This is a genomic window from Pseudomonas sp. MPDS (assembly GCF_013283895.1).
In the GTDB taxonomy this organism is placed as follows: domain Bacteria; phylum Pseudomonadota; class Gammaproteobacteria; order Pseudomonadales; family Pseudomonadaceae; genus Aquipseudomonas; species Aquipseudomonas rhizophila.
Window position 1 is genome coordinate 3,156,310 of sequence record NZ_CP054128.1, and the last position, 13,500, is coordinate 3,169,809.

Annotated in this window: 10 protein-coding genes; 2 read left to right on the top strand and 8 right to left on the bottom strand. The window is 61.0% G+C overall.

Features of this window, described 5'->3' with window-relative positions; all coding sequences use genetic code 11:
• From HQ912_RS13885 to HQ912_RS13905, 5 genes are all read right to left on the bottom strand, one after another.
• On the bottom strand, positions 1-1,299 hold the full coding sequence (locus tag HQ912_RS13885; protein WP_047225802.1) for an MFS transporter: 1,299 nt from the start codon (positions 1,297-1,299) through the stop codon (positions 1-3).
• 56 nt (positions 1,300-1,355) lie between these two features.
• Positions 1,356-2,366, bottom strand: coding sequence for a sugar kinase (locus HQ912_RS13890; protein ID WP_173406912.1), 1,011 nt, complete (start codon positions 2,364-2,366; stop codon positions 1,356-1,358).
• On the bottom strand, positions 2,359-3,141 hold the full coding sequence (locus HQ912_RS13895; protein ID WP_047225804.1) for a TIM barrel protein: 783 nt from the start codon (positions 3,139-3,141) through the stop codon (positions 2,359-2,361). Before HQ912_RS13895 ends, HQ912_RS13890 begins: the two co-directional genes overlap by 8 nt.
• Before the next feature lie 149 nt (positions 3,142-3,290).
• Complete coding sequence (locus tag HQ912_RS13900) at positions 3,291-4,316, bottom strand: LacI family DNA-binding transcriptional regulator (RefSeq protein ID WP_047225805.1); 1,026 nt, start codon at positions 4,314-4,316, stop codon at positions 3,291-3,293.
• A 272-nt stretch (positions 4,317-4,588) separates the two neighbouring features.
• Positions 4,589-4,942 carry a hypothetical protein gene (locus tag HQ912_RS13905; protein ID WP_047225806.1) on the bottom strand — a complete coding sequence of 118 codons (354 nt, stop codon included), beginning with the start codon at positions 4,940-4,942 and terminating at the stop codon, positions 4,589-4,591.
• 467 nt (positions 4,943-5,409) lie between these two features.
• Between HQ912_RS13905 and HQ912_RS13910 the strand changes: the two genes are divergently transcribed.
• Positions 5,410-10,278: an NAD-glutamate dehydrogenase gene (locus tag HQ912_RS13910; RefSeq protein WP_047225807.1), complete on the top strand. Its 4,869-nt coding sequence runs from the start codon at positions 5,410-5,412 to the stop codon at positions 10,276-10,278.
• A gap of 191 nt (positions 10,279-10,469) precedes the next feature.
• On the opposite strand, the gene HQ912_RS13915 is transcribed toward HQ912_RS13910, so the two are convergent.
• The 3 genes from HQ912_RS13915 to HQ912_RS13925 all read right to left on the bottom strand — a co-directional run bounded on the left by HQ912_RS13915 (position 10,470) and on the right by HQ912_RS13925 (position 12,852).
• Positions 10,470-10,874, bottom strand: a complete 405-nt coding sequence (locus tag HQ912_RS13915; protein ID WP_047225808.1) for a cupin domain-containing protein — start codon at positions 10,872-10,874, stop codon at positions 10,470-10,472.
• A 139-nt stretch (positions 10,875-11,013) separates the two neighbouring features.
• Positions 11,014-11,295 (bottom strand): antibiotic biosynthesis monooxygenase family protein, encoded by a 282-nt coding sequence (locus HQ912_RS13920; RefSeq protein ID WP_047225809.1) that lies wholly within the window; start codon positions 11,293-11,295, stop codon positions 11,014-11,016.
• 123 nt (positions 11,296-11,418) lie between these two features.
• The gene (locus HQ912_RS13925; RefSeq protein WP_047225810.1) at positions 11,419-12,852 is read right to left on the bottom strand and encodes a PLP-dependent aminotransferase family protein; all 1,434 of its coding nucleotides are present in this window, start codon (positions 12,850-12,852) and stop codon (positions 11,419-11,421) included.
• A gap of 205 nt (positions 12,853-13,057) precedes the next feature.
• Between HQ912_RS13925 and HQ912_RS13930 the strand changes: the two genes are divergently transcribed.
• Positions 13,058-13,498 (top strand): carboxymuconolactone decarboxylase family protein, encoded by a 441-nt coding sequence (locus HQ912_RS13930; protein WP_076384471.1) that lies wholly within the window; start codon positions 13,058-13,060, stop codon positions 13,496-13,498.
• The last annotated feature ends 2 nt before the right edge of the window (positions 13,499-13,500 follow it).

A 13,500-nucleotide genomic window follows, 5' to 3' on the forward strand; every position in this document is an offset into this window, starting at 1 on the left:
TCAGGACTGTGCGGACGCCGGGTGTGGCGTCGCGGTTTGAGACACGGCGCGGTCGCTGGCGCCGGGCTTGAGGGCCAGGGTCAGTACCACCGACAACAGCAAGGCGCCACTCATTAGTAGAAAGGACATACCGGGAGAGCCGGTGGTGCCGTTGAGATAGCCCACCAGGTACGAGCCGCCGAACGAACCCAACGCGCCCATGCTGTTGATCAGTGCCATGGCACCGCCGGCGACGTTGGCCGGCAGGATCTCTGGAACGATGGCAAAAAACGGCCCGTACGGCGCGTACATGCAAGCCCCGGCAACCACCAACAAACTGTAGGACCACCAGAAATGCTCAGGCCCCAGCAAATAGGAGGCGTAAAACGCTACGGACGCGATCAGCAGCGGCGGCCAGACGAAACGTTTGCGCTTCTGCGCCTTGTCCGACGCCCAGGACACGACCAGCATGGCGACTACTGCCGCCAGGTATGGCAACGACGACAGCCAACCGGCCTCGACAATGCTCATTTGCAGGCCAGCCTTGAGGATTGACGGCAGCCACAGCACGAACCCGTAGACCCCAATGCTCCAGCAGAAAAATTGCAGTGCCAGGATGATGACTTTGGGTGAGCGGAAGGCTTCGGCATAGTTTTTCACGGCCTTGATACCGACCTGTTCAGCCGCCAGTGCGCTTTCCAGGTCTTGTTTTTCCTGGTTGCTGAGCCACTTGGCCTGGGACGGACGATCATCAGCCAGGCGCCACCAGATAAAGGCCCAGAGCACCGCCGGCAGACCTTCGATGATGAACATCCAGCGCCAGTCGAATTGTTGCACCAGATAGCCGGACACCACGGACATCCACAGCATGGTGACCGGGTTACCAAGGATCAGGAAGGTGTTGGCACGTGAGCGTTCGGCCCGGGTGAACCAGTGGCAGAGATACACCAGCATGGCCGGCATCACCGCAGCTTCGACCACGCCGAGCATGAAGCGGATCACGATTAGCCAGTAAGCATTGGAGACCACGCCCGTCAGGGTCGCCAGCGAGCCCCAGAGGATCAGGCTGACAAAAATCAGCTTCTTCACACTGTGTCTCTGCGCGTAGATCGCCCCCGGTACCTGGAAGAAAAAGTAACCAAGGAAAAACAGTGCGCCCAGCAATGAGGACAGCCCCGGGGTGATCATCAGATCCTCGGCCATGCCCGAGGCGGCGGCGAAGCCGTAGTTGGCCCGGTCCAGGTAAGCCAGGCTGTAGGTGATGAAGACGATGGGCATGATGTACCACCAGCGGCGGGTGGCGAGGTTGAGCGTTTGCATGTCGTTGACTCCTGAGCTTGTTGTTTTTGTTGCAGCAGGTGTGTTTTGTGGTGGTTCTAATCGCGAGCAGGCTCGCTCCCGCATGAGGATGCGTCGACCCTGTGGGAGCGAGCCTGCTGGCGATTGGCATCATTAAATTCAGCCAGTAACTCAATGCGCGTCGGCAATCCCTCCATGTCTCCACGGCTCTGCACTGCGCGGCTACCAATCCAGTTGGCGCGCTGTACGGCTTCGGTGATGGCGCGGCCTTCGAGTAACGCACTGATCAGGCCGACCGCGAAGCCATCGCCGGCGCCCACGGTGTCCACCACCTGGGCCACCGGCACGCCGGCAACTACGCCCTGGCCTAGCTGAGTGCGGAAATAGGCGCCATCCGCGCCGAGCTTGATCACGACGATTTCGGCACCCAGGTCCAGATAGAACGCGGCGATGTCGGCCGGGTCGTCGAAACCAGTCAGCAAGCGACCTTCGCCGAGCCCCGGCATGACCCAGTGGGCGAGGGCGGCGTGGCGATTGATTTCGTGAATCATCATCGACTCGCTAGCCCACAGGCTCGGCCGCAGGTTGGGATCGAAGGACAGGCTGCGGCCGGCCTCGCGCATCCGCATCATTAATTCAGAGGACATCTCACGGGCCGTGACCGACAAGGCCGGGACGATGCCGGTGGCGTGCAAGTGGCGGGCTTCGAGCTGCGAGGGGGCGATGGTGTCGATCGACAGATGACTGGCCGCCGAGCCGCGACGGAAATATTCGACTTGTGGGTCGCTGCCATCGTCGCTACGGGATTTGAACTGGAACCCGGTGGGGTGGGCTGGATCGACCGTCACGTGGCGACAATCCAGGCCTTCGTTTTCCAGCGTCTGCACCACGAAGCGTCCTAGAGAGTCAGCACCCACCCGGCTCAGCCACGCCACTTTGAAGCCCAGTCGCGACAGACCGATGGCCACGTTACTGTCGGCCCCGGCGACGCGCTTGTGGAACTGCTCGACATTGGCCAGGTCACCGCGCTGGTCGGCCACCAGCATCGCCATGGTTTCGCCGAAAGACAACACATCGAACTCAGGCATGGGCTGGCTCCCGGCATGATTGGCCTAGGCGGGCAAGGGTGGCGACATGTCCCGCAGTCAACTGCAGCAAGTCATCGTCTTGCAGCGGATATTCGGCGGCGCGCATTACACCAGCGGGCATGTGTTTGAACAGTTGTTCCCACAGATGCAGGTCTGTCATCGCCGGAGGCACCGCGACCAGTTTGCCGTCGGCGCGCCGGGCCACGGACTTGCAATGCACATAAGCCACATACCGCCCAAGCTGTCGGGCGGCCACAGCGGCCGATTGGTCCTGCCATTGCCAGTTGCCAATGTCGAAGGTCATACCGATGGGCAGCGCTTGCTCCTCTGTCGCAGCAAAAAAACGCTGTAATGGTTCGATCCGCCCGCCTTGCAGGGTCTGGTCGTTTTCCACTAGCAATCGCACCGGGCTGGCGGCCAGCGCATCCGCCAGGGCTGGCAGATCATGGGAGTCGGTGAAATAGCCGAGAGAGACTTTCAGCCATGCCGAGCCAAACGCCTCGGCACGTCGCAAGGCAAGTGACAGGGCGGGATTGGGCTTGGGCTGGCCGGCGAGCCACAGTTCAAGTGGGGAGGAAAAAATACTTTGCAGTCCTTTGGCCAAGGCACTGGCGGCCAGTTTAGCGGGCTGTTCAGTGGTGAGCAGTTCTTCGCGCCATTCGATCCGTGAAGCGCCAGCGGCAGCCAGCAGATCGATGAAACTGCCTTGGCCCTGTTGCCGTACCAGATCGGCACCGTAGCTGGAAAGGCTGATGGAGACGGGTGGGTTGTGCATTGTTTTTATACCTCTGAAACCGGTTTCAGTTTTGTGCAAAAAAAGGTTGTGCTTGAGAGGGCCCTATCGCGAGCAGGCTCGCTCCCACAGGGGACTCCAGTGCGATGCAGATCCAGTGTGGGAGCGAGCCTGCTCGCGGTAGGGCTTCATCACCGACCATTTCCCCGCGTGGACCCACGCTCGATCAACCGCGCCGCAAAATCCAGGGTTCGCACCGGCCCGTTATCGCCACGCAAGCGCTTGAGCAAACATTCGAACGCGCTGGCGCCGATCTCGGCCGTCGGTTGGGCCAGGGCGGTTATGCCGCTGCCCACCAGCGGGTACCAATCCAGATCATCGAGGGCGATCAGGCCTACATCGTCGAACAAGTGGCAACCCAGTTCGCGCAGCACCGTCGTGGCGGCCAGGGCGGCAATGCCATTGGCGCAGAACAATGCTTTGGGGCTATGTCCCGGCGGGGCAAGAAAGTTCTTGATGCGCGTGGTCAACTGATCACAGGTTTCCACAACGGTGCCGGCCAGGGCAGGCCGCCGTTGAATGCCGGCCTTGAAACTCTCGACCCGTTCGATCCGCGAGCTGGTGCCGTCGAATGGTTCGGTCACCAGCAACAGATCGCGGTAGCCCCGCTGTTCGAGATGATCGAGCGCCATCTCGACGGCCGCCGGATTGTCCAGGCCCACCAGGTCGCTTTCCAGTCGATCGACCTTGCGATCGACCAGCACCAGGGGCATTTCACTGCGCAGTTCCAACAATTCATCACGGTGGTGGCCGAGGGTGTTAACAATCAGCCCTTCGATGTTATAGGCGCGCAACAAGGCCAGATGCTGGCGTTCCTGCTCATCGTCGCGGTCGGTGTTACACACCACCAGGCTGTAGCCGTGGCGACGGCAGGCTGTTTCCACGCCGTGCATCACGGCAATTGAATAAGGGTTGCGGATATCGGCCACCAGCATGCCGATCAGGCGTGTGCGTCCGCGCTTGAGGCCGCGGGCCATCTGATTTGGACGGTAGCCCAGTTCGCTGATCGCTTGCTCGATGCGTTGAGCGATGGCCTCGGAAAGCAGGGCGCGATCCTCGCCAATGAAGCGCGAGACGCTGGCCTTGGAGACCCCGGCGCGTTCGGCGACATCAAGCATGGTCACGCGGCTGCGCTGGGCGGCGGAGAAGGGGTTCATCAATTGAAACCTGCTTATTTTTGTTAGTGGCTTTGAAACCGGTTTCAGAAGACCTCAGAACCCAGCGGGTCGTCAAGAGCGACGCGACATAAGAACGACCGACGGTGGTTTACCTCAGCCCAGGAAAGCGCAGGTATCGTTCCTGACGAGTATCTGGTCCATGACGCGGACGGCAATCTTGTGCCGGCGCAGGAATAAGTTAGGCGGGGTGCCTCCAAGTTCCTTGTGGCGAGCAAGCATACTCGTCGCAGGGAGTCAGTCGCGCTTCAGGTTCAGAGCTGGCTGATATAAGTGCCCGTCCCCTTGAGGATGTTCTGCAACGTCAGTTCCACCTCCGCCAAATCCGCCGCATCGGTGTCGTGGGTAATCTCCAGCACATCATCCCCGTTCAGCACATCGGCGTCCGACGCGGCAATTTCGATTTTCAGCAGGGTCGGGCTGAGGGTCACCTTGACGCCTTCCAGTGTCGAAGGCTCACCCTCCAGGGCGATTTCCAGTTCGTCTTCGTCGGGGTAGCGGGTCATCAGGAACATTTCGCCCTGGGTGCTGTGGCAGCACAGCATGGCCATGTTGTCTTCTTCCTCGTCGCACGGGTTGGCGATCAGAAGGGCGGTGCTCATTTGCATGGTGGTGGCTCCTGGCTCGATGAGCCTTGCTGGGCGCAAATAAAGTGAATTTTGCCAGCCCGAACGACTTTCTGCTGGATTACTGCAGTCACACGCAGAATATGCGCGCAATTTCACAGCGCCAGGTGCCGTTTTGCTCGCCGGGCTGCTACGGTTGTTCGATGCAAACCGGCTGTTTAGCTTGCCGTTGACCGAATATGTCGCAGCGCTGCAAGCAGGCACATTGTCGCACTCGTTAAGCTGCACGGCGGATGTACACCTGCAAAGGGCACCACGAGGGCTTTTTGCAGGTGTCCATTACATGGAAATTACATGGAAAAGGATGTGACCTGCCGGTCTTGTCCAGCTTCACCCACCTGTCGTCCTGTTTCCTCTGCCCGAGAATCAGGAACAGGATGGCCGACAGCCCTGAAAAAGGGCTGCACGCGACGCTTCCATCAATAACAAGCCCAAGCGGAGTACCACAGATGGCGTTCTTCACCGCAGCCAGCAAAGCCGACTTCCAGCACCAACTGCAAGCGGCACTGGCGCAGCACATCAGTGAACAGGCACTGCCACAAGTGGCGCTGTTCGCTGAACAATTCTTCGGCATCATTTCCCTCGATGAACTTACCCAGCGCCGGTTGTCCGACCTCGCCGGCTGCACCCTGTCTGCCTGGCGCCTGCTTGAGCGCTTCGATCATGCGCAGCCGCAGGTCCGCGTCTACAACCCGGATTACGAACGCCACGGTTGGCAGTCGACCCATACGGCAGTGGAAGTGTTGCACCACGACCTGCCATTTCTGGTGGATTCGGTCCGCACCGAACTGAACCGTCGCGGTTACAGCATCCATACTCTGCAAACCACTGTGTTGAGCGTGCGTCGCGGCAACAAGGGCGAGTTGCTGGAGATCCTGCCCAAAGGCACCCAGGGCGATGGCATTCTCCAAGAATCCCTGATGTATCTTGAAATCGACCGCTGCGCCAACGCCGCCGAACTCAACGTCCTGAGCAAGGAACTTGAGCAGGTGCTGGGCGAAGTGCGCGTGGCGGTGGCTGATTTCGAGCCGATGAAAGCCAAGGTCCAGGATATTCTGTCCAGCCTGGACAACAGCGCCTATGCCATCGATGCCGACGAAAAAGGTGAAATCAAGAGTTTCCTGGAATGGCTGGTGGGTAACCACTTCACCTTCCTTGGCTATGAAGAGTTCGTGGTTCGTGATGACCCTGATGGCGGCCATATCGAATACGACGCCGATTCGTTCCTCGGCCTGACCAAACTGTTGCGTGCCGGCCTCACGGTCGATGACCTGCGCATTGAAGACTACGCCGTCAATTACCTGCGTGAACCGACCCCGCTGTCGTTCGCCAAGGCCGCACACCCGAGCCGTGTACACCGTCCGGCTTACCCGGACTACGTATCGATCCGTGAGATCGACGCCGATGGCAAGGTCATCAAGGAATGCCGCTTCATGGGCCTGTACACCTCGTCGGTGTATGGTGAAAGCGTGCGCGTCATCCCGTACATCCGTCGCAAGGTCGAGGAAATCGAACGTCGCTCGGGCTTCCAGGCCAAGGCGCACCTGGGCAAGGAACTGGCCCAGGTGGTCGAAGTGCTGCCCCGCGACGATCTGTTCCAGACCCCGGTGGACGAGCTGTTCAGCACCGTGATGTCCATCGTGCAGATTCAGGAACGCAACAAGATCCGCGTATTCCTGCGCAAAGACCCGTATGGCCGTTTCTGCTACTGCCTGGCCTACGTGCCGCGCGACATCTATTCCACCGAAGTGCGCCAGAAGATCCAGCAAGTGTTGATGGAGCGTCTGAAAGCCTCGGACTGCGAGTTCTGGACCTTCTTCTCCGAATCCGTGCTGGCCCGTGTACAGCTGATCCTGCGGGTAGACCCGAAGAACCGTCTCGACATCGACCCGGTCTTGCTGGAAAAAGAAGTGGTGCAGGCCTGCCGCAGCTGGAAGGACGACTACGCCAGTCTGGTGATCGAAAGCTTCGGCGAAGCCCATGGCACCAACGTGCTGTCCGATTTCCCGAAAGGCTTCCCGGCCGGCTACCGCGAGCGTTTTGCCGCGCACTCGGCCGTGGTCGACATGCAGCACCTGCTGAGCCTGAACGAAAAAAATCCGCTGGTCATGAGCTTCTACCAGCCGCTGGGCCAGGTGTCCGGCCAGCGCGAGCTGCACTGCAAGCTGTATCACGCCGACACGCCGCTGGCGCTGTCCGACGTCCTGCCGATCCTGGAAAACCTCGGCCTGCGCGTGCTGGGCGAGTTCCCGTACCGCCTGCGCCACACCAATGGCCGCGAGTTCTGGATTCATGATTTCGCGTTCACCGCCGCCGAAGGCCTGGACCTGGACATCCAACAGCTCAACGACACATTGCAGGACGCCTTCGTCCACATCGTGCGTGGCGATGCCGAGAACGATGCATTCAACCGCCTGGTGCTGACCGCCGGCCTGCCATGGCGCGACGTGGCGCTGCTGCGTGCCTACGCCCGTTACCTGAAGCAGATCCGCCTGGGCTTCGACCTGGGTTACATCGCCAGTACCCTGAACAACCACACCGACATCGCTCGTGAACTGACCCGGTTGTTCAAGACCCGCTTCTACCTGGCGCGCAAACTCAGCGGCGACGACCTGGAAGACAAGCAGTTGCGTCTGGAACAGGCGATCCTCACGGCACTGGACGACGTTCAGGTGCTCAACGAAGACCGCATCCTGCGTCGCTACCTGGACCTGATCAAGGCCACCCTGCGGACCAACTTCTACCAGACCGACGCCAACGGCCAGAACAAGTCCTACTTCAGCTTCAAGTTCAACCCGCACCTGATCCCGGAACTGCCGAAACCGGTGCCCAAGTTCGAGATCTTCGTGTATTCGCCTCGGGTCGAGGGCGTGCACCTGCGCTTCGGTAACGTTGCTCGCGGTGGCCTGCGCTGGTCTGACCGTGAAGAAGACTACCGCACCGAAGTGCTGGGTCTGGTCAAGGCCCAGCAAGTGAAGAACTCGGTAATCGTGCCAGTCGGCGCCAAGGGTGGTTTCCTGCCGCGACGCCTGCCGCTGGGCGGTGGCCGGGACGAGATCGCCGCCGAAGGCGTAGCGTGCTACCGCATCTTCATTTCCGGCTTGTTGGACATCACCGACAACCTCAAGGAAGGCGCACTGGTTCCGCCGACCAATGTCGTGCGTCATGACGACGATGACCCGTACCTGGTAGTGGCTGCGGACAAAGGCACTGCAACCTTCTCCGACATCGCCAACGGCATCGCCATCGACTACGGCTTCTGGCTCGGCGATGCGTTCGCTTCCGGCGGTTCAGCCGGCTACGACCACAAGAAAATGGGCATTACCGCCAAGGGCGCGTGGGTCGGCGTACAGCGTCACTTCCGTGAGCGCGGTATCAATGTCCAGGAAGACAGCATCACCGTGGTGGGCGTTGGCGACATGGCCGGCGACGTGTTCGGTAACGGTCTGTTGATGTCTGACAAGTTGCAACTGGTGGCAGCCTTCAACCACCTGCACATCTTCATCGACCCGAACCCGGAGCCTGCCAGCAGCTTCGCCGAGCGCAAGCGTCTGTTCGACCTGCCGCGTTCGGCCTGGACCGACTACGACACCAGCATCATGTCCGAAGGCGGCGGTATCTTCTCGCGTAGCGCCAAGAGCATCGCCATCTCGCCACAGATGAAAGAACGCTTCGACATCAAGGCCGACAAACTGACCCCGACCGAGCTGCTCAACGCCTTGCTCAAGGCGCCGGTGGATCTGTTGTGGAACGGCGGTATCGGCACTTACGTCAAGGCCAGCAGCGAAAGCCACGCCGATGTGGGCGACAAGGCCAACGATGCGCTGCGCGTGAACGGCAACGAACTGCGCTGCAAAGTGGTGGGCGAGGGTGGCAACCTGGGCATGACTCAACTGGGTCGTGTCGAGTTCGGCCTGCATGGCGGTGCCACCAACACCGACTTCATCGACAACGCCGGTGGTGTGGACTGCTCCGACCACGAAGTGAACATCAAGATCCTGCTCAACGAAGTGGTGCAGGCCGGCGACATGACCGAGAAGCAACGTAACCAGTTGCTTGGCAGCATGACCGACGAAGTCGGTGGCCTGGTGTTGGGCAACAACTACAAGCAGACCCAGGCCCTGTCCCTGGCGGCACGCCGCGCATTCGTGCGCATTGCCGAATACAAGCGCCTGATGAACGATCTGGAGGCGCGAGGCAAGCTGGATCGCGCCATCGAGTTCCTGCCGGCCGAAGAGCAACTGGCTGAACGCGTCGCGGCGGGCCAAGGCCTGACCCGTGCCGAACTGTCGGTGCTGATCTCCTACAGCAAGATCGACCTCAAGGAAGCGCTGCTCAACTCCCAGGTGCCGGATGACGACTACCTGACCCGTGACATGGAGACCGCGTTCCCGCCGACACTGGTGAGCAAGTTCTCCGAAGCCATGCGTCGCCATCGCCTCAAGCGCGAGATCGTCAGCACCCAGATCGCCAACGACCTGGTCAACCACATGGGCATCACCTTCGTTCAACGGCTCAAAGAGTCCACCGGCATGAGCCCGGCGAACGTGGCTGGCGCTTACGTGATCGTGCGGGACATCTTCCATCTCCCGCACTGGTTCCGTCAGATTGAAGCCCTGGATCACCAGGTGTCGGCTGACGTGCAACTGGAGCTGATGGACGAGCTGATGCGCCTGGGTCGTCGTGCGACGCGCTGGTTCCTGCGCAGCCGCCGCAACGAGCAGAACGCTGCCCGTGACGTTGCTCACTTCGGTCCGCACCTGGCGGCGCTGGGCCTCAAGCTCGACGAACTGCTGGAAGGCCCGACCCGCGAAGGCTGGCAGACCCGCTACCAGGCCTACGTAGCAGCCGGCGTGCCGGAACTGCTGGCACGCATGGTTGCAGGCACTACGCACCTGTACACCTTGCTGCCGATCATCGAGGCATCTGATGTCACCGGCCAGAACGCCGCCGATGTGGCCAAGGCCTACTTCGCGGTAGGCAGTGCCCTGGACATCACCTGGTACTTGCAACAGATCAGCGCGCTGCCGGTGGAAAACAACTGGCAGGCCCTGGCCCGTGAAGCGTTCCGCGATGACGTCGACTGGCAGCAACGGGCGATCACCATTTCGGTCCTGCAGCAGGGCGACGGCACCCAGGAGGTGGAAACACGCCTGGCGCTGTGGCTGGAGCAGCATCACGACATGGTCGAGCGCTGGCGCGCCATGCTGGTGGACATCCGTGCCGCCAGTGGCACGGACTACGCCATGTACGCGGTCGCCAACCGCGAACTGCTGGACCTGGCGTTGAGTGGTCAACCGGTCCTGCCGGCCAACTGATCCGGCGTTGAATGAAAAAGCCCCGCATTGAGAGATGCGGGGCTTTTTTGCGTTTGTAATACGCGATTGGTTGGAGCGCAGAGCCCCTGTGGGAGCGAGCCTGCTCGCGATGGCGTTTGACCCGCGACATTGATGTTGACTGACACCCAGCTATCGCGAGCAGGCTCGCTCCCACAGGGGGCTCAAAGGTGTTAGTTCTTCAGCGGAATCAACACCGCCTCATCCTTGCCCATCACCATGAACACCAACAGTTTCGCCGGCTCGGTCGAGCTGGCGTTTTTCGAAACCAGATGCTCGGAACCCGCGGCTTCGTACCAGAACTCCCCGGCCTTGTAGGTGGTCGCCGGCTCGCCTTTGACCTGGGAGGTGATGGCGCCTTCCAGCACATAGGCCATGGCCGTTCCTTCATGTTTGTGGGCGACGGACGACTGGCCGGGGGCGTAGTCGACGGTCAGCATCATGGCTTTTTTACCAGGCAGGTTCTTCAGCATCTTCTCCTGCAGCACGTTGACCTTTTCCGAGGGTGCGGTTTCGTGGGCATAGACCGGGGCCAGAGGCAGCAGGCTGAGGGTAGCGATCAGGCAGAGGGTTTTCATGGCAATGACCTTCGTGGGTTTGAGTGAGTTCGCGCTGTGGCAGCGATGGATTCACCCTAAGCCCCACGGAGGGGCAAACAAACGTCCAATCTTTCGGAAGGCGGGTAGACCAATGCCGCGATCCACTCCAAGACAAAGGTCAGCGGTTGAAGTCCACGCTTCGAGCCAGACGGTTGTCGATCAGGCCGATGAACCCTTGCACTTCAGGGCAGTTGAAATGGGCTTGCATCGCCGCTTCCGATTGCCAGCGGGCGCTGACGGTCCAGCGGTCACCGTCGTCCGGGCAACGGTCGACCATGTAGGCATCGCACCCCGGTTGTGCACGCAGGGTTTCGACGATTTGCTGCAACTGGCGGCCCAGTTCTTCCGAGCGCCCGGCGGCGGCTTGGACCTGTACGGTATTGATCACCTGGCGAGTCATGGTTCTGGCTCCTGAATCAAGTCGGACGGGATTGGCTCGACAATCAACGAGACCCCTGCAGGATAGGCCTGTATTTACGAGGCTAAAACAGCCAATGGGCGGATAAATGTCCAGTCCAATGGCTCAGGCGACCTGCTGCAAAATGTCCCGCAAACGGTCCAGGGCGGTGTCGATGTCGAGGATTTCGATGGCGCCAAAACCGAAAAACAGACCCGGTCGCACCGGGGCGTCGTTGAAAAAGCCGTCGAGACGGTACAGCCCGACTTCGGCTTTTTTCGCCAGTTCGATCACCAGTGCCAGATCGATGGGCACCTTGCACAGCACGGCCAGGTGGAAGCCTGCGGTGGTGGGAACCGCCTCGAACCAGGGCGACAGGTCCCCGGCCATGCGCGCCAGGATTCGCTCGCGGCGGCCGGCATACAGCGTGTGGCAGCGGCGGATGTGCTTGAGCAGGCAGCCCTCGGCGATGAACTTGGCCAGTGCCCACTGGGGCAGGGTGGAGGTGTGTTGATCGGTGAGGCGCTTGGCCAGGATCACCGCTTCGAGGATCGCCGGTGGCAGGATCGCGTAACCAAGGCGCAGCTCCGGCAACAGCGTTTTCGAGAAGGTGCCGACGTAGGCCACGATCCCGCGGTCGTCCATGCTTTGCAATGAGTCGGCCGGCCGGCCTTCGTAACGAAATTCGCTGTCGTAATCATCCTCGATGATGATTGCCCCCAACTCGTAGGCCCGCGCCAGCAAGGCCTCGCGGCGGGCCTGGCTCATGGGCATGCCCAAGGGGAACTGGTGGGACGGCGTCACATAAATCAGGCTTGTGCCGTCGGGAATGAGGTCTACCCGCATGCCCTGGTCATCCACCGGTATCCCGGCCACCGTGGCGCCGTGGGAGCCAAACAGCAGGCGTGCTGGCGGATAGCCTGGGTCCTCCATAGCCACCAGACTGCCCGACCGGGTCAAGACCCGCGAGATCAGATCCAGGGCCTGTTGTGCACCGTTGCACACCACCACGTCATCGTCCTGACAATTGACCCCGCGGGAAAACGCAATATGCCGGGCAATGGCATTGCGCAGCGCCGGCAAACCCTCGGGCTGGCTGTAGAAGCCCTTGGCGCTGGCGATCTGGCGCAAGGCGTGGGCGGTACAACGTCGCCAGTCGTCCAGGGGAAACTGGCCTTTGCCGGTGGCGCCGCCGATGAAGTCATAACGCAGCGCACCTTCAAGGGTGGGATGGCGCATCAGGTCCGGCATGTTGCGCCAGGTCTCGACGACATCGGCGCCGGCCAGCTCGCGGTGGCTTTGTTTGCGCACGATTGGGGCCGGGCGCGCATTGACATAGGTGCCCTTGCCAATGATGCCGGTGAGAAAGTTTTCGTAGGTCAGTTGGGCGTAGGTGTCGGACACGGTCTTGCGCGAGACGCCCAGCTGTTCAGCGAGCAAGCGGCTGGGCGGCAGTTGCGTGCCGGCGGCCAGGCGACCACTTTCGATGGCACTGCGCAGTTGTTGATACAACTGGCCCGCCAGGTCTTTGCGGCCGTTGATGACAACATGAAGTTCCATACCCGCGCGCTCCTGGGCGATTGTGTGGCGCTAGCCCGCAAAGGCGCAAGATTAACCGCATTGTGCGTATGCATAGAAGTTGCGTGGAGAAAATCGCGCTGATTGGTCTGCTATGAACTGGTCCGGTTTTTTTCGACACATTGGATCTGTCGCGCAGCGTGCTTACGGCCTACCGTGGAGATACCGATCAGCACGGAATTGCGCCATGAGCCAGCGTCTGGATTACTACAGTGCGTCCCCAGGGGCGATGAAAGCCATGATTGGCCTTGAGGCGCTAAGCAGTCGCCTGAGTATAGAACCGGGATTGCTGCATCTGATCAAGATCCGTGCCTCGCAGCTTAACGGCTGTGCGTTTTGCACCGACATGCATTCGGTGGATGCGCGTCGCCTGGGTGAGAGCGAGCGGCGCCTGTTCGCCGTGGCGGTGTGGCGCGACAGTGGCTTTTTCACCCCCCGCGAACGCGCCGCCCTGGCCTGGACCGAGGCGGTAACGCTGTTGGCCGAAAGCCAGGTGCCGGATGAGGTCTTTGCCCAGGCCCGCGCCGTGTTCAGCGAGGAGGAACTGGTCGACCTCACGCTGGCGATCAGCACCATCAACAGCTGGAACCGGCTGGCGGTGAGTTTCCGCCAGAGTCCCGGTTCCTGATG

Excerpts from the sequence above, each read along its gene's own strand:
- HQ912_RS13885 (WP_047225802.1), bottom strand. The coding sequence starts at position 1,299 with ATGCAAACGCTCAACCTCGCCACCCGCCGCTGGTGGTACATCATGCCC.
- HQ912_RS13890 (WP_173406912.1), bottom strand. The coding sequence starts at position 2,366 with ATGCCTGAGTTCGATGTGTTGTCTTTCGGCGAAACCATGGCGATGCTG.
- HQ912_RS13895 (WP_047225804.1), bottom strand. The coding sequence starts at position 3,141 with ATGCACAACCCACCCGTCTCCATCAGCCTTTCCAGCTACGGTGCCGAT.
- HQ912_RS13900 (WP_047225805.1), bottom strand. The coding sequence starts at position 4,316 with ATGAACCCCTTCTCCGCCGCCCAGCGCAGCCGCGTGACCATGCTTGAT.
- HQ912_RS13905 (WP_047225806.1), bottom strand. The coding sequence starts at position 4,942 with ATGCAAATGAGCACCGCCCTTCTGATCGCCAACCCGTGCGACGAGGAA.
- HQ912_RS13910 (WP_047225807.1), top strand. The coding sequence starts at position 5,410 with ATGGCGTTCTTCACCGCAGCCAGCAAAGCCGACTTCCAGCACCAACTG.
- HQ912_RS13915 (WP_047225808.1), bottom strand. The coding sequence starts at position 10,874 with ATGAAAACCCTCTGCCTGATCGCTACCCTCAGCCTGCTGCCTCTGGCC.
- HQ912_RS13920 (WP_047225809.1), bottom strand. The coding sequence starts at position 11,295 with ATGACTCGCCAGGTGATCAATACCGTACAGGTCCAAGCCGCCGCCGGG.
- HQ912_RS13925 (WP_047225810.1), bottom strand. The coding sequence starts at position 12,852 with ATGGAACTTCATGTTGTCATCAACGGCCGCAAAGACCTGGCGGGCCAG.
- HQ912_RS13930 (WP_076384471.1), top strand. The coding sequence starts at position 13,058 with ATGAGCCAGCGTCTGGATTACTACAGTGCGTCCCCAGGGGCGATGAAA.